This window comes from Crassaminicella profunda (genome assembly GCF_019884785.1).
Lineage (GTDB): Bacteria > Bacillota > Clostridia > Peptostreptococcales > Thermotaleaceae > Crassaminicella > Crassaminicella profunda.
Genome location: NZ_CP082326.1, coordinates 234,289 through 256,683, shown reverse-complemented (window position 1 = coordinate 256,683; position 22,395 = coordinate 234,289). Strand labels below are relative to the sequence as shown.

Genomic DNA, 22,395 nt, shown 5'->3' with positions numbered 1-22,395 from the left:
AATATATTCTATCTTATCTATTTCTATAGTCATTAAAAAAGGTGGTCTAAGTATTTTCTTAGACCACCTTTTTTTCTTAACTATATCTATTTTTCTGGTTCTGTCACTTCTATACTCGGTACTTCTGGTTTTTTATCTTCTGATTCTGTCACTTCTATACTTGGTATTTCTGGTTTTTTATCTTCTGATTCTGTCACTTCTATACTCGGTACTTCTGGTTTTTTATCTTCTGGTTCTGTCACTTCTATACTCGGTGCTTCTGGTTTTTTATCTTCTGGTTCTGTCACTTCTATACTCGGTACTTCTGGTTTTTTATCTTCTGGTTCTGTCACTTCTATACTCGGTGCTTCTGGTTTTTTATCTTCTGATTCTGTCACTTCTATACTCGGTACTTCTGGTTTTTTATCTTCTGATTCTGTCACTTCTATACTCGGTACTTCTGGTTTTTCTTTTTCTGGTTCTGTTACCACTACTCCTGGTACTGGTAATTTATCTTCTTCCTCTGCTGGTGGTGTTATGACTATACCTGGTTCTTTTTTAGCTAGAGTAATTTTATAACTTCTTGTACTTTCATCCTCTGCAACTACTAATAATTGATCTTCATTTTGCATCTTCTCTTCTGTACCTTTAGCATTACCATACTCATTCATATCTGCATCTTTACTAAATACATATAGCTTTTGTTTTTCATGCCCTTTAGTAATATTTCCTAAGAACTCTCCTACACTTGTATTTGTATCTAATTTCACACCACTAAAGACACTCCATCCTATTTGGTACCCAACTACTGGGTTTGTTACTACTCTATAAGCACTAGATCTGATATCTAATGTATCATCCTTCTCTACTACTGGTTTTGCCTTTTCAACAGTAATTGAATATTTAGCTGTAGTCACACCATCTGCTGCTATTACAATTAATCGATCCCATTCTTCAAGATGATCACTATCTGCTTTTTTATTACTAATATCTTTTCCTAAACCAACTACATATAGCTTTTGTGCTTCATCTTCTTTTTTGATATGACTTAAGAATTCTCCTACAGTCATATTTGTATCAATTTTTGTATCTCTACTATTAATACTTCTAAATGCTTGATTGATCATATAATGATTTTCTACATTAATATTGGTATTTGTAGGATCTACCATTTTTTCTTTTACTATAATATGATAGATTTTTTTATGTTCTCCATCTGCTGCTATAACTAACAATTGATCTCCTACTGCTAAATGATCTGTATTATTTTTCGCTTCACTTATGTTAGATATATCTGAATCTTGACTAAATACATATAGCTTTTGATTTTTATCATCTTTTATGATTTTCACCAAAAATTCTGATACCGTCTTATTTGTATCAATAGCTGTCATCATACTAGCAATATTGCCATTTTTATTGATCATATAATCAATACTAGCCTTAATTGTAGTGGAAGTTTCCTTGTTTACATATTTGTTAACAAAAATTTGATAGAATGCTGCTGTACCATCCTCAGCTCTAACTAAAAGTTTGTCTCCCTTAGCTAAGCAATCTTCTAACTCTTTTTTATTTTGTAAATCATTGATTATGGTTCCACTAGGATATACTTCTAATACTTGTTCTTGGTGATCTTTTATAATATTTTTCAAGAAATCTTTTACTTTTACTTGATCTGTAATTTTTTCTTCTTGACTTAAAATAGCTTTTTGAGTCTTATTATTTATAATTTTGTATTTATCAGTTGCTGAAATAACTATACTATTTTTGATCTCTACCACTACTCCTGTAGCATTTCCTAATATTACAAAATTATCATTATAAGGATACACTTGCACATGAGATGTAGCAGATACATTCTTTTCTAAATATTCATAAGCCTCCATAAGGGTAATTAAACCATTCTTATTTTCATCTGCTAAAAATTTATTTTCATAGCCACAACCATCACATAAAGCTTTTGTAAATCTTCCTATAGCTTCTGCTTTTGATTCAAAAGAATATTCATTGGCTGCACTAGCTGTTAATACTTTGAATTCATTTCCATTTAAGAAACCTCTCTTGCTTTGTTTAAAGGTCTTAATTACTGCATCATTAAAATACTTTGGCTCATTAATTCCAGCAGATACAAACTCCTTATCAATAAAACCTCCTGAATTACAACAATCTAATATAACTACTTTTTTTCCTGGAATTTTGCTTAATTCTCTTTCAAGCTCAGATACACTAATCCAATCTGATTCCTCTGCAGATACGGTACATAAATAAGATACATTTTCTTTTCTAGCTCCATGGCCGCTATAGTAAAAATACGATACATCATTGTCCTTTGCATCTCTAAATGTATTTTGTATATCCCTAAATACATCTTTCTTTAATCGATTTTCTGTCTTTTTAATTGGATTGATTTTTGTATCTTCACCAAAAATTGAAACCTTCAATGTTTTTTCTAATTTGTTTATATCATTGTGCGGTCCTACTAAATCCATTTTATCTCCTGGATAATCTGAGTTTCCTACTAATAACGCTCTATAAACTGGTTCTCCACCTACTTTTATTTTGTATGCAGCACTAGCATCATTGATTGTTACTACCACTTTCATAGTAGCAGTTACTCTCGTATCTTCGTTTTCTATGATATCATCATTATCATTTTTAATCACAATAGTTGCTTCATTCTTTATTTCTAAAGCATCCTTTAACGCTTTTATAGTAACTTGTCCGTCTCTAACACTAATTATATTATTTTTTATTTCTTTAACAATATTATTGTCTTCTATTTCTATACTATTATTTATTACATTTTCTGTTGATTTTACTTCTATCTTATAAAGCTTATGAGTTACACCATCTTCTGCTGTAACTAATAGTGCATCTCCTTCATATAAAGTCAAATATTCCGCTTTATAGTGATTCATATTTTCTGATGGAATCTTATGATCTTGTACATCTTCTAATCCATATACTCTAAGTCTTTGTCTTTCATTATCTCTTTTTATATGCTTTAAGAAATCTTTTATGGCTATATTGGTACTAATGACTTGATCTTTAGCTTTAATAATAAATTGTCCATCTTGTTCTACAATTTCATAAGCATTTTCTTTACTTGTAATAAGTGTACTTTTACTTCTTGGAGCTTGTACCTTCTTGATAGTCACTGGCATTTTTGAACTAGATATTTCTGTTTTATGAACAGGATCTCTATATTCAACTCTAAATATTTTTGATCCCTTTTCTACATCCTTTTCTCCATCAATTTCTAATAAATCTAAATAAGATTTTTTGAGTGTAATTGTATCTAAATCATCATCAATACTATAAAATTCTTCCTTTAGTCCTCCCTTTGCAGAAACTCTATTCCAATCTATTGGGAATGGAATCACTTTTATTGCACCTACAAGGTGACTATCTTTTGCTGCTACACTTTGTCCTTTATAATCCTTTATATCTGTAATAGATATAGTTATACCCTCATCAGGTGCTTTTCCTACAGTAAAAGTATCTAATGACGTAATTTTAATAGTTGCAAAGCTTCGATTTAGAATTTTAAAAGTAATACCTGCTTCTATTTCAGTTACATGATTTTCTACATCCTCATAGTAAACATCATATTCTCCCATAGTTGGTAATTGCATGAAGCTTGAATGGGTTCTATCTAATGTATCTAAAAATTCTTTTTTGATCGTAATCATATCTGTTTCATCATCAATAATATAATTTTCTTCTTCAATGATTTTATTATATTTCTTGATTTTTATATTTCCTTGTAGCTTACTTCTTTTTGAAGGAACAATATTTCCATTTTTATCTTTAATATTGGTAATTGTAATTTTGGCCCCTTCCCTCGGTGCTTCTGTAACCACAAACTCATTTCCAAAAACTAGTTGAATACTAGCAGCACTATTATCACTAATGCTTATTTGCAGAATTCTACTTTGAATTTTACTTATTTTGTTCTTAAAATCTGTATATTCTATTCTTATTTTCCCATTTTCCTTTAATGTATCTAAGTACTCCTTTTTTAACGTAATTTCGTCTAATGAATCATCTATTTCATAATCAACGTTTTTTAGACATATTCGGCCATTATAAATTTTTATATTTTTATTTAGATTTGTTTTTTCTTTAGCTATAGATTGTTTTTCTTTATTAACTACATCTTTAATACTCACAATCATTCCTGTATCAGGTGCTGATCCTAAAGTAAAACTATCTCCTGAAACAACTGTAAATATAGCATTGCTTGCATCTAATGATTTGATATTTTTAATGATTAATTTCCCTTTTACTTCTGCATTATTTAATAAATTTGCATGAGGTAAATCAATAATCAAATCTCCTTCTACAACTAACCCTTTAGCGAGTTCTACTCTTCCTTGACCTTCTCCTGATATAATCAAACTTTTTACTGTGATTTTTTCACTTGAATGTTCTGGGTCACGTCCATAAACAACGTCTCCATCTTTGTCTTTAACAATTACAAGACTATTTTTTATAGGAACTCTGCTTTCATATTTATTGATATATTCTGCTGGATTTTCAAAATTATACTCCCTATTAATATAAATTTCTGTAGAATCCATTACACCTTTTAATGAATCATTCTCTTCTTTTGTAGCTATTGTGTTCGTATTCTTCAATTCATTAATAATATTTTCCTTCGTATTAAACCACTTATTATTTAATTGTAATCCGTAATTCTTATCTATGTAGTCTAATGCAATAGCATTTTCAAACAAGTTTACTTCAATTAACGTAGGGTCATTCCAAGAAGTTTTTTTCTTAATCTTTCTTGTCCCATAAGCAGTTATTTTATTTCCACAAATATCTATGTTATTAGCACCTTTAAACTTTGATATACAGATTGCATTTTGTCCAATATTGTCAAACTGATTATTAACAATAGAAATTTTACCGGTTTCACCAGGGCATACACATATTCCATGATATGCAGTATCTTTTATTATATTATTTTCAATAGATACATCTGCATTTTCTTTTAATCGTTCAATCACTTGAATTGCACCAGCACCATTTAATGGATATTGGTTTTTGCCTCCTAAATTAAATCCTTTTATTACATTATTTTTAATTGATAACTTTCCATTTACTGGAGACATGGTATAAATTCCTCTTACAACGTATTCAGAATTTTTCCCAAAATCCAATATATTATTCTCAATAATCATATTCCCAAATCGATCTTTTCCACTTGCAATTCCTGCTATACTCTTTGTATTTTGTATGGTTGTTTTTTCTAAATTAAGAGTGATTCCTCCTACATACTTACTTTCAGTACTTAATTCTATACCAGTTGTAATACTTCCAAACTCAGGAATAGCAAATAAATACTCTCCTGCTATTATTTTATTTTCCGTATCATGATCTCCTACAATCAATCTAATCTTTTTCTTTTCTTTTCCTTCATCTTTTGTTTCTTTTTCAAGAATATTTCCTTCATTCGCACTATATAATCCTTTATTCAAATCTTGTAATTCATCTTTAGAACATTCCTTTATAGATATATTACTTTTTAAATCATCGCCAAAATAAGTCATTAATACTTTTGTTTTATCCTCAAAAGGATATACTAAAAACATTTTTTCTTTATTAACATTTTCAAAAGCCTTTTCAATAATTTTTTCTACTGATTGCTCTTCTTTTGTTTTCAGTAAAAAACAATTTAAATTACTTGAATCTATTTTTATATTTGATATTTGTATATTACTTTCTTTATCTTTATCCTCTGGTTTATTTGGTTTGTCCGTGTTGTGTGTATTGGAAGATGAATGACTTGAGCCACCTCCCCCTCCAGATGAAGGTTTTTTTACCTCTTCTTTTCTAGATTCTTTTACTTTTTTCCCATTGATTTCTGCAAAACTTATTTTCTTATCTATATCAATTTCCTTAATAGCTTGTTTAATTTTTACCCCTTCTGCTTTGATCACTGCTTTCTCAATTTTTCCTGTTTCAGATATTTTAACTTTTTTATTCAATACAATTTTTTTGATACCTGCATTTGAAGTCATCTTTATAAATGTATTATTATTTGTTTTTTCCTCTACATTTACAGCATCTACTGTGGCATCAATTTGAACCGTTTGATTATTTCTTTTTATTTCTATATCAACATTTTTAAATCCCTCACCCTTATTACTTAGATTTTCTTGTAATTTTGCACCTGATGCTAATTTTATATTTTGAATTTCTGTATTTTCTTTGGCTAAAAGACGAACCTTTCCATCCATCTTATTGACAAGTACATCCTTTAGCATTGTATTTTTTAATATAACAGAATTTTCTCCTCCACCTTCTACAACAGTCTTTCCATTTACTTTTATTCCTTCTAATGTAACATCTCCATTACCAATTCCAGCACTCAAATACAAATCTCCACGAATTTCTAAATTTTGTAGAGTAACATTAGGTGTATTTACAAGTACATTTGTATCAATGATTTCTTTTTTATCTTTTTTACCATAAACTCCTTTTTGGTCATATATTCTTTTTACAACATTATTAATAAGTGTTATAGCTTCAGCTCTTGTAATGTTTTCCTTAGGTCTTAAAGTTTTATCTTTATATCCAGAAATATATTGTTTTTTTACCATTACATTCATGGCACTTTTACCCCAAGCTGCTATTTCTTCATGATCTTTAAATTTATTTGCTTCATTTTTTTCCTCAGTATCCGCTTTTATAATTTGGCTAATCATTACGGCTGCTTCTTCTCTTTTAATATAATCTTCTGGTCTAAATATTTTTTCTGAATCTCCTTGAACATATCCTGCTAACGTAGCAATTCCTATCTGTTTATAATACCAACGATTCTTTGAAACATCTTTAAATTTTATATTTCCTTCATTTGAATATCCAAAATATTTATTGATCAATGTTATAAATTCAGCCCGAGTAATGGGATTATTCGGTCTAAAGCATTGATTATATCCAGATGCATAACCCCCATCAATAGCTTTTTGAATTCCTTCTTTTGCCCAATGACCATCTATATCTTTTATTTGTTCTCCTGTGGCTATTCCACTTAAACAATTTAAGCTCAATACCAACATAAAAATAAAGCAACATAATAAAGCTCTTTTCTTTGATTTCATAATAATCCTCCTGTTACTTAATATTTTTCACCTGATATACTATATATTTTCACTCTTTGATCTATTGATATAAAAATTACTCCTCTCTATTTATAATCATTATTCATTGATATCAATTATCATTACCGGTCGACATTTTCAATAATACCATATTTTTTCTTAGCTGAAAAGATAAATTCTACATATTTTATCAATAAATTACTTTTTTATACAAAAAACAACATCTATTTTATAGATGCTGTTTTTTACATATACCCTATCTTTTATCCCTTATATAAGTTTAATAAATACAACTTTCAAATAATTTCCCTCTCTGAATTCTTTTATCGTTCTAAAATCCTTTGGCAACCTGTATTCTTCTAAAATTTCATATCTTTTGCCCATTTCTTTAAAGGCTTTTTCAATAAACCCTTTAAACTTTTTCATATCAAAGCTAGCACAATTTGTTGATGCTACGATAGTACCATCTTCTTCTGTTATACTTATAACAGATTTTAATAAATCCTTATAATCTTTTGCAGCACTGAATCGGAATTTTTTAGATTTGGCAAAACTAGGTGGATCTAAGATGACTAAATCAAATTTTAGATTTTTCTTTTCTGCATACTTAAAATAATGAAATACATCCTCTACAATAATATCCTGTGTTTCATAATCAATACCATTTAAACTAAAATGCTCAATAGTCTTTGAAAGACTCCTATTTGCAAGATCTACACTAGTAGTTTTTTTTGCTCCGCCTAAAGCTGCAAAGATAGAAAATGCTCCTGTATAAGAAAAAGTATTTAAAACATTTTTCTCTTTTGCATACTTTTCTCTGATTTTCTTTCTTACCTCTCTTTGATCTAAAAATACGCCTACCATAGCCCCTTCATTTAGATAGATGGCAAAATTCACATCATTTTCTTTTACAACCAAAGGTTCTGGTGCTACCTCTCCCCAAACAAAGCTATCTTCGTCTATAAACTTTCCTAATCTGTCAAATCTTCTTTTCTCATATATTCCTTTACAATCAGAGAACTTTTTCAAAGTATTGATAACATAATCCTTAAAAGCATAAATCCCTTTACTATACCAATTGATTAAATAATATCCATCAAAATAATCAATGGTAAATCCTCCTATGCCATCTCCTTCTCCATTAAAAACACGAAAAGCCGTTGTGTGATGATCTAAATAAAACACTTCCCTATGCTTGATTGCTTTTAATATCTTCTTATAAAAAAATGTTTCATTTATTTTCTCTTTTTCATTTAAAGTAAGTACCCATCCAATCCCCTTATTCTGAAGACCATAATATCCCTTACCTATAAATTTATTTTTCTCATCTACCAATTGAATAATTTGACCTTCTTCTTTCAATGAATCTATCTGATATAGTGCTTCTTTTATGATGAGAGGAGATCCTGCCATATATCTTTTTAAAAACTTATTCTTAATCTTTAATCTTGTCTCTTTCATGCCATACCTTCCTTAGTAATTTATTCTTTTTTTCACATTATTATAACATATGAAAAGCATTTATAACTTAATAGCATCTATTTTTCAATAGATGCTATCAAAAATTTTTTACTCTATTTCTTCTAACCTTTTCATAATAATTTTTTCCATATTTTTAATCTTTTCTTGTGATATCTCTAATGTATCTCCCTTTGTATACAAATAAATCTTAATTTTAGGCTCTGTTCCAGACGGACGAACAGCATACCATGAACCATCATCAAAGATAAATTTTAATACATTCGATACTGGAATATCTATCAATTCTTCTTTCTCCTTTAAAAAATCAAAAGAAACTTGTTTTTGATAATCTATATATTTAGCTAATTTGCTATCCCCAATTTCCGTAGGATATGTATCTCGATAGATTTTCATCATTCGATCAATTCTATTTTTTCCTTCTATTCCCTCTAATACTAGTGATATCAGCTTCTCTTGATAATATCCATGTTTTTTATAAACTTCTTCTAATACATCCAAAAGAGTCTTTCCTTGTTTTTTATAATAAGCCGCGGCTTCGCATAATAGCATAGATGAAATAACAGCATCTTTATCTCTTACAAAAGTTCCTGCCACATATCCAATGCTTTCTTCATATCCAAATACAAAATCGTGATTTCCTGATTTTTCAAATTCATTTACAATCCCACAAATATTTTTAAATCCTGTTAAGGCTTCATAAGTTTTTACCCCATAATCTTTTGCAATAGTTTTTCCTAAATCTCCTGTCACAATAGATTTTACAATATATGAATTTTCTTTTAATGTTTTATTTTCTTCCTTTGCCTCTAGTATATATTGAATGAAAAGTGCACCCGTTTGATTGCCATTTAAGGCTATATATTCATCCTTTTCATTCTTAATCATAGCAGCTAATCGATCACAATCAGGATCTGTAGCAATCAACAAATCTGCATGAATTTTTTTACCTAAGTTCTGTGCATATTTAAAGGCTTTTACATCCTCAGGATTTGGATACCCTACTGTTGTAAAATCTGGATCTGGCTTTTCTTGTTCTGGTACAACGGTTACATTTTTAAACCCTCTTTCTTTTAAAACCCTTCTCACAGGAATATTTCCTGTTCCATTTAGAGGCGTATATACTATATTGATTTCCTTATCTATATCCTCTCTTAAACTTAATCCTTTTACTTTTTCAATATATTCATCATCCATGTCTTTTCCAATTATTTCTAAAAGCCCTTTTTGAATGGCTTCCTCCTCATCCATCTCTTTGATAATAGAAAAATCTTCTATCAGCTTGATATTTTCTGTAATGGCTGATGCAACATCTTCTAAGATTTGTGACCCTTCTTCCCAATATACTTTATATCCATTATATTCTCTAGGATTATGACTAGCAGTAATTACAATACCAGAAGCAGTACTCAACCTTCTTACTGCAAAGGAAAGCTCAGGAGTTGGACGCAAATCTTCAAATAAATAAGCCTTCACATGATTCCCTGCTAAAACTAGTGCTGCTTTTTTTGCAAATTCTTTTGAGAAATGTCTAGAATCATAAGCAATCACAACGCCACGATTCATATATGCTTTTCCCTTTTTAACAATAAAATCTGCAAGACCTTGAGTTGCGCGTGCTATAATATATACATTCATTCGATTGGTTCCTGCACCAATTTTCCCACGGAGTCCTGCAGTTCCAAATTCTAAATCTTTATAAAAGCGATCTTCAATTTCTTCGTAATTTTCTTTAATTTCTAAAAGCTCTTCTCTAATCTTTTCATCAAAATATTCATGCTTTACCCACTGATCATACTTTTTTTGATAATCCATACGATTCCCCTCCTATAAGTTTTTAACTTTATTATGAATTATTTTTAAGTAAATTTCCTTATTCTCCGGTTTAGGACATGATTCTAATGGTTTATAGCCTTCTGTTATATAACATATGCTAAAAAATAAAGGTTCTATCTTATATCCTAATCTGCATTGATCTCCCTTGAGTGCGTAACAACCATTACAATTTTCATGAAGCATTTCATATCTCCTTTTGAATGAAAGTTTTTTTATTTACGAACATACACAAAACGTCTTTTACTTTTTAATAAACATTTGTAAATTATTAATATGTTTTTGTTTTTCTTCTATTATAGATGATAATATTTTATATGCTTTTTTTTCTGTATCCTCTGCTTTTTTTACTAACCTACCTTGAATATCTATATAGAATGCAACAACCTGATTCTCAAAATCTAATGAAAATCTCAGAAATTCATCTATATCCTTAATCACAGGATTTTCAAATCTTTGTGAAAATTTATTGAACAAAAAAGAAATCTTATCATATGTATGAAAATCAATTTCGTCATCATCATTTTCAAGTTCAAGCTTCAACTTTTCATAGTAATCAATGTTTTTTTCCACACTTCTTACTAAAATATTTGCTACAATAGCAATTTTAAAGTCTTCCTCCATAACTTTACTAATATTTTTGTACATTTCATACCTTTTTTTGGCAATAATCAATGCTTTATTAATTAAATCCATCCCAGTATATGCCAATTCCCTTTCCCCTTCCGACAGTTTATAACTTTTCATTATTAATATACCATAAAATGTAATATTCAATACATTTTTACACTCTCTACATTATACATTAAAAATACCCCTTCTTTAGAAGGGGTATTCATATTAATTGATTATTTTTTTATCATAATTTTTTGTTCTTCTTGAATCCAGTTTACATCATAATCAAAACTCTCTGATATAAACCTTAATGGTACAAAAACACGATTATTTATAATCTTTGGCGCTATAGGCATTTCTACAGGCTGACTATTGATATAAGCTTTTTTTGAATCAACATATAATTGAATGGTTTGATCATTGCTAGCTAATAAAACCCCCCTTATATCTTTTTGCCATGTTGTTTGTACCCCTAAAGCTTCTAAAACACCTCTTAGAGGAATTAATGTCCTTCCTTTTTCAATAATAGGTGCTACATCTAATTTAATTTTTTCTTCAATCCCTGATTGATCAATATTTATATTTAGGCTATTGATATATATATATACGGTAGTATCTATCTTTCTTTTATTATATATATCTACCGCTCCCTCATCATCAATAAAGTATAATATTTTAGACGGATTTTTATACTCCTCAACTTCTAATTCTAAAGAAACATCCTTAAAAAAATCTATATCTTCTTTACTCTTAATATCTAAAGATATATTTCCACTATGAGTCACTTGAATATATAGAGGTATATAAAAATATACGGGTCGATCTAAATCTTTTTTCCCTCTATTGATTGTTAATGCTGCTTTTTGATCATTGAGTTTTTCTATAGAAACAATTTTAGCATCAGATACATTTTTGATAATAGTATTTTTGATACTTTCTTCTAGGTTCAGTTGTACATCATTTGCCCACTTTGAATTGCTAAGGGTTAAAATAAATGTTTGATTTTTTTGACCAAATTTTTTCCCTAAAGGTTCTTTGATCGTAATCCATACGGGATGATCTTTTCCAAAAATATGTCCAATGGATACTGTAGGTCCATTGCCAGAAACTTTTCCTATTGCAAGGGCATATTTATATGTGCCACCAGACACAGCAGTGTCTGAATCAATAGTAACCGTAACATCACCTGCATGATTTACCTTTGAATATAGAGGAATTTTAAAAACCGCTTTTTTGTTAGTAGGATAAGTCCCTCGATTAATAGTAACACCTACTTCTTTAGAAGAAAACCTTCTAATGTTCATGGTAACACCTCTACTACTCATATGAACCCCATCATATACCATATCTGCTACGCTTATATCATCATCTTCTTCAAACCATTCTGCATTCTCCAATGTAAGCTCAAACTGCTGATCCTCTCCTCCGAATTCATTAGGAGATTTTTCTTCAATCACTAATATGGGTGCATAGCTATCTTTAAAGCTCCAATCATCCTTTACATGTGGAATCCTCGTAACGTGATTATCTGATGATGCAAAAGACCAACTTCCACAAAGCATACACATAATTAAAAATACAATAAAGCCTTTCTCTACTCTATACTTCATTGAAAACACCCCTTTACCCTTTTAAGTTACTCCTACTTTTATTTTACATAAACATACCTATATTATCAATTCAATAATGCATCTTCTCTCGAGTCATTTATTTGGGGTAAATTGTTTTTTCAATCTACTATGTTTTTTATAATTTCACAAAATCATTCTATTTATTTCTCTAGTTTTTTAACTACATATACTTAAAAGTCCAATCTAATAAATCAATTGCCAACTGAGCCGTCATATCTTTTCTATCCAATAATGTATTTAGTTCTACAAAATCCATAGATTTTATCAAATTTGTTTCAGCTAAGCACTTTAAAAAAGTTTTCGTTTCCTCAATATTCATGCCTTCATCTACAGGAGTCCCTGTACCAGGAACATATTTTTCATCTATAAAATCCATATCAAAACTTAAGTGAATAGCTTCAATATTTCTATCCTTTAGCTCCTGAAAAATTTCATTTACTACGTTTTCTATCCCCTTCTTACGAATCTTCTCAACTCCATAAACTTTAAGGTTCTTTTCTTTTATTAATTTTTTTTCACCTGAATCTAAATCTCTCGCACCAATAATAAACACATTTTCTGGAGAAACTTTTTGTCCTTCAAAATAAAGATCTTTTAAATTAGTATTACCTATTCCCATGGCCTTTGCTAAAGGCATTCCATGAATATTTCCACTTTCACTAGTATCTTCTGTGTTTATATCTCCATGAGCATCCATCCAAACAACGGCAAAGTTTTTACTATTTTTACTAACCCCTGCAATACTTCCAAGACCTACAGAATGATCTCCTCCTATCACCAGTGGAAAACTTTTTGCTTTTAATGAAGAATACACCATTTGGGCAAGATTGGTATTTACTTCTTCTATAGTTTTTGAATATTTCATGTTTGCATGCTCATAATATTTATTGTATTCTTTCACTTCTGGTACATATACATCTCCAAAATCATACACTTTGTGGTTATGCTTACTTAAAACAGATACAATATGCTTCTCTCTTAATTTAGCCGGTCCAAATTCAGGTCCTCTTTTATCCGCACCATAAAAAATCGGAACACCAATCAAATTAATATCCATAAAAACTCCTCCTTATGTTTTTTATCCAAAAATAGTTAATCATATCAACTTTCTGAAACAGCGTTTCAATATCGTTTCAAAAAAATATCTATTTTCATATTTGAAACAATGTTTCTAATATGTTTTTATCATATTTCGAGAATATTTTCAATATCTTTTGAAAAATGATTATTTTTGTATAATTATCCATTTTCAGCCTACTTTTTTTTAAAAAAACCTCTCAATATTTAATTTGAGAGGTTTTAAAAAAATTATACTATTTATATCTATAAATGTGTATTTTTTATTTGTTCAGAAATTCCATCAACGGTTTTTCTTATTTCTTTTATAATATAATCCATTTCTTTAAATTTTAATCTACTTGTTGGTCCAGAAATACTAAGAGCTGCTATAATACTTTCTTCCCTATTTTTTATAGGGCAAGCTATACAAGTTAATCCGTACTCATATTCCTCATGATCATAAGAAAGTTCTTCTCTTAATATACCCTCTCTCTCTTTCATGAAATCTTCGTATTTTGTAATGGTATTAAGAGTTCTCTCTTGTACTTTATTTGTATCAAAATAGTTTTTGATTTCCTCTTCCCTCATTGTAGATAGAAAAATCTTCCCCATGGAAGAACAATGTAGGGGAGACATGGGAATTAATTTTGACACCAAAACAGAGGATTCTCCTTCCTCACTATATATGGTGATTACATTTCCTTCATGATAAATACCTAAATTAACACTTTCTCCAATAGCTTCTGCTAAATTTTTCATGAAAGGTTTAGATATGGTTTTTAAATTTAATTTTGATTTTACTTTTTCTCCATACTGAATAAAAATTAGACCTAATTCATATTTATCTGTTTTTTCATCTTTTTTAATAAAATTTTTTTGTTGCAAAGTATTTAAAATTCGATAAACAGTAGCTTTAGGCAAATCAAGTTTTTGGGATATTTCTGTAACTCCCATAGCATCCTCTGCTAAAAAAAGCTGCTGCATAATCTGTAACCCTCGTTCTACCATAGTAATAGTAGCATAACTGCTTTTTTCTTTTCCCATAAATTCACTCCTTAGCTCTATATCCATCATTCATAAAAAGCCAAAGCTCCAGCTCCTATAAGACCACAATCTTCTCTATGTGCTTTTTCTATTTTACATATTTCAATATTGGGTTTTAAAGACATACTATTAATGGTCTTCATCATTTTTTCATAAAAATAATCAAAACCATTTGAAACACCGCCACCTATACTAATTTTTTCAGGGTTATAAAGGGCAATAATATTATAAAGTCCTATACCAAGATAATATCCTTCCCTTTCGATGATTTCAAGGGCTAATGCATCCCCCTCTTTAGCTGCTTCAAATACATCTTCCGATTTTACAATATTTTCCCTTGCTATTTTTGAAATCAAGCTTTCTCTTCCTTCTGAAAGCTTTTCTCTTGCAATTCTTCCTATAGCAGTTCCTGAAGCATAGGCCTCTAAGCATCCATAATTACCGCAATTACATTTAGGACCATTCAAATCTATAATAGTATGTCCTACTTCAAAAGCATTTGAATTGCCGCCCTTTTGAAGCTTTCCATCTATAACAGCACCACCACCTACTCCTGTACTTACAGTTATATAGACAAAGTTTTTAGAACCCTTTCCAGCTCCAAATAAGAACTCTCCTAAAGTAGCAGCATTTCCATCATTTTCTAGTTTTATAGGGATATCTTTAAAATCGACTGAAAGATTTTTTACGATTTCAACATTTTTCCATCCCTTTAAATTAGAACTCTTAATAATAATTCCCTTTTCACTATCTAGAGGACCTGGTGAACCAATTCCTATCCCCTTTATATTTTCTTTTTTCAAGTTAAGTTTTTCTAATAACTCATATATAGTATCTTTTATTCTTTTTATAGCTTGCTCTGATCCCTTTTCCACAAAGGTAGGAATTTTAATATGATCTATTACTTCTCCCTCTCTTGTCATGATTCCTATATTCATCTTTGTTCCACCTAAATCGATGGCACAATAAACTTTCATCATGCATCCACCTCCATATTACTTATTATAACAATAAAGTCTACACTTCCTCCACTATATGTTTTTACTTATAAAATATATGCATTCAGCATATATTCATACAACAGTTTAAATTATTATCTATTGAATATAAACAGAATATTTTGTTATACAACAAATCGAATTTTTTTATCTTTCTTAAAATAACCCTTCTTTTTACATTCAATACAGAATAAAATATACTTTTTTAAATAGCATAGCTGCTTTATCATTTATTTTATTAAACATACATAGAACCAGCAAGAAGCTGGTTCAACTCTTTTTATTTCCCTTTTTTCTTTGTATAAATATCTACAAATACTGCAATAATCAAAATCATTCCTTTTACAATCAACTGCCAATAAGCTTGTGTATCAAGAATAGACATACCATTATCAATGGAAGCCATTACCAGTGCTCCTAAAACTGCCCCTATGATCGTTCCTTCTCCACCAAGTAAACTTGTTCCACCAATTACACAGGATGCAACAGCATCAAGTTCAAATCCATTTCCTGCATCCGTAGTAGCAGTTCCTAGTCTTGCTGTTAATAAGATCCCCGCAACGGCTGCCATAAGTCCTGAAATGATGAAAATTTGCAGTGTTCTTTTTTTAATATCAACACCTGAAAGTCTTGCGGCTTCCTTATTGCCTCCTATTGCAAATACTTGTCTACCGAACTTTGTCTTTGTTGCAACAAAGTTAAGAATCAGTGCAAGAACCATAACGATTGCAATAGGCATTGGGATTCCTTTATAAGAATTCATCACAACTACAAAGGTCATAATAATCCCTACATAAATAACCATATATAATCCTTCTAGAGCCATAGATTTTACTTCAAATCCAAATTTTATTCTACTTTGTCTTTTCTTCATAAGCATATATACAATAGCAACAGATGCAATGATTCCTACAATCCATCCAATACTAAAAGGCACATAAGCAGTTCCTAGAAAACGAAAGGCTGGATGACTAGTTGGTATAGATTGCCCACCTGAAATCCCCATGATCAAACCTCTATAAGCAAGCATTCCTCCAAGAGATGCTATAAAAGCTGGAACCCCTGCATTTACCCATGATCCTGTGAAAATTCCACAACAAACACCAAATAACATAGTAAGAATAATTGCAAGGAATGGGTGCATATTAAAATTATACATTAAAAGAGCACATACTCCTCCACTCAAACCTACAAGAGAACCTAGGGAAAGATCTATATGAAGATCCACTAATATCATAAACATTCCCATTGCAAGTATTGCTGTAACTGACATTTGTTTAAAAAGGTTTGCTAAATTCCTAGATGTTAAAAATGTTCCTGTATCATCTAAAAAGGTAAATAATAACCATATACCTACAAGGGCAATAATCATGGTATATTTTCTTATGTTAAATTCTCTTTTTTTATCTAATGCTTTAACACTCATCGCTCGTTCTCCTTCCTGTAGCAAAATACATGATTTGTTCCTGTGATGCGCCCTCAAATAACTCTCCTTTAAATTTTCCCTCATGCATTACAAGAATTCTATCTGACATCCCTATGATTTCAGGAAGTTCAGAGGAAATCATCACTACTGCAACACCCTTTTCTACAAGATTATTCATAAGATTGTAAATTTCATATTTTGCCCCTACATCAATCCCTCTAGTAGGTTCATCTAAAATGAGTACTTTTGGCTCTGTCATGAGCCATTTTCCGATAACGACCTTTTGCTGATTCCCACCAGATAAATTTTTTGCTAACTGCTCTATACTTGGTGTTTTCACCTTTAGATCTTCTACGTATTTATTAGCAAAAGACGTTTCCTTATTTTCATCTAAGACCCCACCCGTAAGAATTCTATCTAAAGACGCTAATGTTGTATTGATCATAATACTCTGTCCTAAAACCAATCCATTTCCTTTTCGGTCTTCCGTAACCAGTCCTATCCCATATTTAATGGCATCCTTTGGAGAATTGATCCGAATTTTTTCTCCTTCAAGATAAATTTCTCCTGATACATTCTTTCCATAGCATCCAAATAGTCCCATAACCAATTCTGTTCTTCCTGCACCCATAAGACCAGCTATCCCTAGTATTTCTCCTTTTTTCACTTGAAAGGATACATGATCTACTAGCTTTCTATTGCTTATTGGGTCATGAACACTAAAGTCCTTTACTTCTATAATCACTTCTTCACTCTGATGGGTTACTTTTGGATATCTATCATCTAATTCTCGTCCTACCATTTTTTGAATAATATCATCTTCATTTAATGTTTCTATTGGATGGGTTGATATGGTTTGACCATCACGTATGATAGTTACTGTATCTGATATTTCAAATATTTCTTCCAATTTATGAGTAATAATAATAAAAGTAATTCCCTTTTCTTTTAATTCTTTTATGATTCTAAAGAGAGTTGCAACCTCACTATCTGTAAGTGCAGCTGTAGGTTCGTCTAGAATAAGAACCTCCACATCCTTTGAAAGAGCTTTTGCAATTTCTACTAATTGCTGTACCCCTACTCCTAAAGTTCTTACTAGTGTATTTGTAGGGATTTTTAGACCTAATCGATCTAACAACTCTTTTGCCATATAATTTAACTGTTCATCGTCTATGGTAGTTTTTCCGTAAATGAGTGGTTCATTATTTAGATAAATATTTTCACCCACTGTCATTTGAGGAACTAAGGCTAACTCTTGATATACAATAGCGATTTTTTTCTTTTCAGAATCGGCAATACTATTAAATTTTTGAACTTCCCCCTTAAGAATAATATCTCCTTCATAAGTTCCATAAGGGTATACTCCACTTAAAACCTTCATAAGGGTTGACTTTCCCGCACCATTTTCTCCACATAATGCATGTACTTCCCCTTTTTGTACTTTGAAATTTACATTATCAAGAGCCTTCACCCCTGGGAATTCCTTTGTTATTCCCTTCATTTCTAAAATATATGGGTTCATGAAAGGGACACCTCCAAGTTTTAAATTCTTCTAAATTTATTTAGGAAAAAAGAGGTTAAGCAATTAACCTCTTTTTTTTACTATTATTGTTTTGGTCTTTCTGATTCTGAAATATTTTTGTAAACTTCATCGAATGGATGATATCCATCAGCAATGATTGTATCCATCATGTTTTCTTTGTCTACTACTACTGGCTCAAGTAGATAAGAAGGTACATCAATTTTTCCATTCTCTACAGTTGAATTGGTTTCAACGTCTTCCTTGTTTGCCATTTTTATAGCTAAATCTAATGCAGTTGCAGCAAGCTTTGGAATTGGTTTGTAAACAGTCATAGATTGCTGTCCTTCAACGATTCTCTGACAAGCTGCAAGTTCAGCGTCCTGACCAGTTACAGGTACCTTACCTGCAAGTTGTTGTTCAGCAAGAGCTGATATTGCTCCTCCACCAGTACCATCATTTGCACAAATTACAGCATCTACTTTGTTTTTGTTAGCTGTTAAAGCATTTTCCATATGTTTTTGTGCTTCTGATGGTTGCCAGTCTTTAGACATTTGCTCATATACAATATGAATATCTCCACTGTCTACAAGTGGTTTTAATACATCCATAGCACCTTTTTTGAAAAGAGTTGCATTATTATCTGTTGGGGAACCACCAATATACACATAATTTCCTTTTGGAACTAATTTTGTAATATACTCTCCTTGTAAATTACCAACCTTTTCATTGTCAAAGGATACATAAAGATCTACATCAGCATTTTTAATCAGTCTATCATATGAAAGTACTGGAATTCCTTCTGCATGTGCATTTTCAACTATTGCAGCTGCAACTTCAGCATTATGTGGTGCAACCATTAGTACATCTACCCCTTGAGAAATCATATTCTCAGCTTGAGCGATTTGTTTGTTATCGTCACCATTAGCAGCTTGGATTAATATTTTTACGCCAAGCTCTTTTGCTCTAGCTGTAAGAATATCTCTATCCTTTTGCCATCTTTCTTCCTTAAGGGTATCCATTGAAAAACCTATAACAATTTCTTTCTTTTCATTTCCATCTGTTTCAGCTGCCTTAGGCTCTTCTTTCTTTGCGCATCCTGCAAAGGCACCTATAGATAATGCTAATACACAAATAATTGCCAATGTTTTCTTGAAACCTTTAATCATTATAATTCCTCCCTTGTGAAAATGTTTTCCTTAAACTTATTATAGCTTGTTCCATCTTGAAATAGTTGTCGAAAATCTTAAAATTATAGTTCATTCAAAATCTCAAGAAAACGTTTTCTTCACTTTTTTGTGATTTACCTTGCAAAAAAGTGAAGAAACGCTATAATAGAATAAAAGTTTAGAATATTGTTGAAAAAGGAGGATGTGCATTGAAAAAATATGTCTTATTTCTTATATTTCTACTCATGATCGTTACCATTCTTCTTCGTCCACAAAGTATATACAACGCTACAAATCCTTTGTCCTATATAAAAAATAAAGATTATCACTTTATTTTCATTCCAAAAGAAGAAAATGATTATTGGGACAAAATCAGTAAAGGTATTGTTGTGTCTGCCAATGAAAATAATGTAAGTGTCAGTATTCTAAAAATCAACTATTTTAATAAAGAAAAACATCTTTCTAGGATCGATCGAGCAATAGAATCTGATTGTGATGGAATCATTTCTTATACACTCAATGATAATGACTATAAAAACTTAGTCAATAAATCTATTGAAAGAAATATTCCCTTTATTACTATAGATGGGGACGTTTTAGATAGTAAAAGAAATGCTTATATCGGAATCAATCATTATTATGCAGGAAATATGATGGCTGAAAAGCTTTTTGAAGTTTTAAATGATCATGGAGAAATTGGACTCATCATGAGCAGTGAAGAAAACACTTTAAGACTCACAGGTATCTATAATAAAGCAAATGAATATGAAAAAATAAACATCATCGATGTTTCCTATATGGATGAAAAAAAGGTAAATACCTATAAAATCATAGAAGATATGGTCATAAAAAATAAAAACATAAAAGGGATTATCTGTAATGATGAATATTCCACCTACCTAGCTGGACAAGTTCTTGTAAGACTCAATAAAGTAGGAAAGATTAAAATTATTGGTATGGGCGGTATGCAAGGAACGAAACGATTTGTGCAAAAAGGAGTTATTGAAGGTGTATTTATAAAAAATCCTTATAGTTTAGGGAATAAAGCCATCGAAAGCATAATTGACATAAAAAAAGGAAATTTTGTTGAAGATGCTGTTTTTGATGACCTACTCTATATAGACAAGGAGAATTTAGATGAAGAATAAGTTTATATCCATCAACGAAAAACTAATCGTAAGCTATCTACTGATTCTTATTCTCCTTGCCTGGGTTGCCCTTTATAGCCTCTATACCATCAATCGAATTTCTAATGAATACAACCACTTTATAGAAGATATCAGTATGTTAAACAACATAAAATCCTCTATCACCAGTAGTAAAATAGCTTTGGACAATCTTTTATTAACTAGATCTACCAATTATATTGATACCATCTATTCTTCTATTAATTCAGCATCCTTTGCTATAAAAGATTTTAAAAATGAAAATCCTCCAATAGAAGTTTTCAACGCATGTACAGACCTTCAAAAACTTTTATCTAACTATGAAAAATACTGTGAAGGTACTTTTCGGGTAGCCCTTAGCACAGCAGATGAAAGGTATATTCGAAACTACAATAATGCCTTAAAAGTATACAATTATATCCTTGAAGGTTTAGATGAAATCAATAACCATATTTATGAAAACAGATTTAAAAACTATTCCCTCATCCTTCAACACAATAGTAATTTTTCAAAAACAATATTATTCATATTTGCCTTAAGCATTTTTCTAAGTATCCTCTTTGTTTTCATATTTTCATCTAAGTTGATTAAAAATATAAAAAAAATCACTAAAAATGCCCTTGAAATTTCTAAGGGAAATTTTAAAGTAGAGAACATCCAAGTCCATAGTCAAGATGAAATTTCCATTTTATCAAATACCTTCAACCTCATGGTTGAAAAAATAAAAAACCTTATGAGAGAAGTAAAAAGAAAAACAGAACTTGAGAAAGAAGCCCAATTTTTAGCATTACAATCTCAAATTAACCCTCATTTTCTTTTTAACACCTTAAATGTAATAGCAAAAACTTCAATCCTAGAAGGAGCTGACGAAACCTGTGATTTAATAGAATCTTTATCAGATTTCCTTCGATATACCCTTAGAAATCCTTCTTCACAAGTAAAACTCTTGGACGAGATAGAATATCTTCGAGAATATATTTCTATACAAAAAACTAGATTTTCTGATCGGGTTCAATTTATAGAAAATATTGATGAAAATCTCTTAAACTACAAAATCCCACTCCTTTCCCTTCAACCTATTGTGGAAAATGCTTTTAAACATGGTCTCGAAGGAAAAGAAGAAGGCGGTAAAATTGTTTTCACACTTACAGAGAAGGGCAACTATATACTCATCAAAATAGAAGATAACGGAAAGGGCTTTTCACATGATTATCATATAAAATCAAAACCTTCTAGCAGTATCGGTCTTCATAACGTAATTGAGAGATTAAAACTATTTTACAAAAATAAAGGACTTTTATTTTTCTATAATCAATCTAGTGGCGGTGCCATGATCAAAATAATTATCCCAAAGGTGGAATAAAA

Annotated in this window: 14 protein-coding genes; 2 read left to right on the top strand and 12 right to left on the bottom strand. The window is 30.3% G+C overall.

Translation table 11 applies throughout. The annotated features are described in order from the left end of the window. Positions 1-86: 86 nt before the first annotated feature. The 12 genes from K7H06_RS01180 to xylF all read right to left on the bottom strand — a co-directional run bounded on the left by K7H06_RS01180 (position 87) and on the right by xylF (position 19,864). Positions 87-7,091, bottom strand: a complete 7,005-nt coding sequence (locus tag K7H06_RS01180) for an S-layer homology domain-containing protein (RefSeq protein ID WP_223038161.1) — start codon at positions 7,089-7,091, stop codon at positions 87-89. 270 nt (positions 7,092-7,361) lie between these two features. Beyond that, a complete protein-coding gene (locus K7H06_RS01175) occupies positions 7,362-8,552 on the bottom strand; it encodes a class I SAM-dependent rRNA methyltransferase (protein WP_223038160.1) in 1,191 nt (396 codons plus the stop codon). A gap of 108 nt (positions 8,553-8,660) precedes the next feature. Further along, positions 8,661-10,385: a phospho-sugar mutase gene (locus tag K7H06_RS01170; protein ID WP_223038159.1), complete on the bottom strand. Its 1,725-nt coding sequence runs from the start codon at positions 10,383-10,385 to the stop codon at positions 8,661-8,663. Positions 10,386-10,397: 12 nt separating this feature from the next. Beyond that, the gene (locus tag K7H06_RS01165) at positions 10,398-10,589 is read right to left on the bottom strand and encodes a hypothetical protein (RefSeq protein WP_223038158.1); all 192 of its coding nucleotides are present in this window, start codon (positions 10,587-10,589) and stop codon (positions 10,398-10,400) included. Positions 10,590-10,646: 57 nt separating this feature from the next. Then, the gene (locus K7H06_RS01160) at positions 10,647-11,114 is read right to left on the bottom strand and encodes a hypothetical protein (protein WP_223038157.1); all 468 of its coding nucleotides are present in this window, start codon (positions 11,112-11,114) and stop codon (positions 10,647-10,649) included. 137 nt (positions 11,115-11,251) lie between these two features. Continuing rightward, complete coding sequence (locus K7H06_RS01155) at positions 11,252-12,628, bottom strand: stalk domain-containing protein (protein WP_223038156.1); 1,377 nt, start codon at positions 12,626-12,628, stop codon at positions 11,252-11,254. Positions 12,629-12,809: 181 nt separating this feature from the next. Beyond that, a complete protein-coding gene (gene rocF, locus K7H06_RS01150) occupies positions 12,810-13,706 on the bottom strand; it encodes an arginase (protein WP_223038155.1) in 897 nt (298 codons plus the stop codon). Between the two features lie 266 nt (positions 13,707-13,972). Further along, complete coding sequence (locus K7H06_RS01145) at positions 13,973-14,752, bottom strand: IclR family transcriptional regulator (RefSeq protein WP_223038154.1); 780 nt, start codon at positions 14,750-14,752, stop codon at positions 13,973-13,975. Positions 14,753-14,778: 26 nt separating this feature from the next. Then, a complete protein-coding gene (locus K7H06_RS01140; protein WP_223038153.1) occupies positions 14,779-15,732 on the bottom strand; it encodes an ROK family protein in 954 nt (317 codons plus the stop codon). 298 nt (positions 15,733-16,030) lie between these two features. Then, the gene (locus K7H06_RS01135) at positions 16,031-17,176 is read right to left on the bottom strand and encodes a sugar ABC transporter permease (protein ID WP_223038152.1); all 1,146 of its coding nucleotides are present in this window, start codon (positions 17,174-17,176) and stop codon (positions 16,031-16,033) included. Next, the gene (locus K7H06_RS01130; RefSeq protein WP_223038151.1) at positions 17,166-18,698 is read right to left on the bottom strand and encodes a xylose ABC transporter ATP-binding protein; all 1,533 of its coding nucleotides are present in this window, start codon (positions 18,696-18,698) and stop codon (positions 17,166-17,168) included. Before K7H06_RS01130 ends, K7H06_RS01135 begins: the two co-directional genes overlap by 11 nt. Before the next feature lie 83 nt (positions 18,699-18,781). After that, positions 18,782-19,864, bottom strand: a complete 1,083-nt coding sequence (gene xylF, locus K7H06_RS01125; RefSeq protein ID WP_223038150.1) for a D-xylose ABC transporter substrate-binding protein — start codon at positions 19,862-19,864, stop codon at positions 18,782-18,784. Between the two features lie 209 nt (positions 19,865-20,073). On the opposite strand from xylF, the gene K7H06_RS01120 reads away from it, so the two are divergent. Beyond that, complete coding sequence (locus K7H06_RS01120; protein ID WP_223038149.1) at positions 20,074-21,012, top strand: sugar ABC transporter substrate-binding protein; 939 nt, start codon at positions 20,074-20,076, stop codon at positions 21,010-21,012. Beyond that, a complete protein-coding gene (locus K7H06_RS01115) occupies positions 21,002-22,393 on the top strand; it encodes a sensor histidine kinase (protein WP_223038148.1) in 1,392 nt (463 codons plus the stop codon). Before K7H06_RS01120 ends, K7H06_RS01115 begins: the two co-directional genes overlap by 11 nt. Positions 22,394-22,395: the final 2 nt, after the last annotated feature.

Bases quoted from the DNA above. Each gene is read 5' to 3' on its own strand.
- K7H06_RS01115 (WP_223038148.1), top strand. From the start codon at position 21,002: ATGAAGAATAAGTTTATATCCATCAACGAAAAACTAATCGTAAGCTAT.
- rocF (WP_223038155.1), bottom strand. From the start codon at position 13,706: ATGGATATTAATTTGATTGGTGTTCCGATTTTTTATGGTGCGGATAAA.
- K7H06_RS01145 (WP_223038154.1), bottom strand. From the start codon at position 14,752: ATGGGAAAAGAAAAAAGCAGTTATGCTACTATTACTATGGTAGAACGA.
- K7H06_RS01135 (WP_223038152.1), bottom strand. From the start codon at position 17,176: ATGAGTGTTAAAGCATTAGATAAAAAAAGAGAATTTAACATAAGAAAA.
- K7H06_RS01155 (WP_223038156.1), bottom strand. From the start codon at position 12,628: ATGAAGTATAGAGTAGAGAAAGGCTTTATTGTATTTTTAATTATGTGT.
- K7H06_RS01180 (WP_223038161.1), bottom strand. From the start codon at position 7,091: ATGAAATCAAAGAAAAGAGCTTTATTATGTTGCTTTATTTTTATGTTG.
- xylF (WP_223038150.1), bottom strand. From the start codon at position 19,864: ATGATTAAAGGTTTCAAGAAAACATTGGCAATTATTTGTGTATTAGCA.
- K7H06_RS01170 (WP_223038159.1), bottom strand. From the start codon at position 10,385: ATGGATTATCAAAAAAAGTATGATCAGTGGGTAAAGCATGAATATTTT.
- K7H06_RS01130 (WP_223038151.1), bottom strand. From the start codon at position 18,698: ATGAACCCATATATTTTAGAAATGAAGGGAATAACAAAGGAATTCCCA.
- K7H06_RS01140 (WP_223038153.1), bottom strand. From the start codon at position 15,732: ATGATGAAAGTTTATTGTGCCATCGATTTAGGTGGAACAAAGATGAAT.
- K7H06_RS01165 (WP_223038158.1), bottom strand. From the start codon at position 10,589: ATGCTTCATGAAAATTGTAATGGTTGTTACGCACTCAAGGGAGATCAA.
- K7H06_RS01175 (WP_223038160.1), bottom strand. From the start codon at position 8,552: ATGAAAGAGACAAGATTAAAGATTAAGAATAAGTTTTTAAAAAGATAT.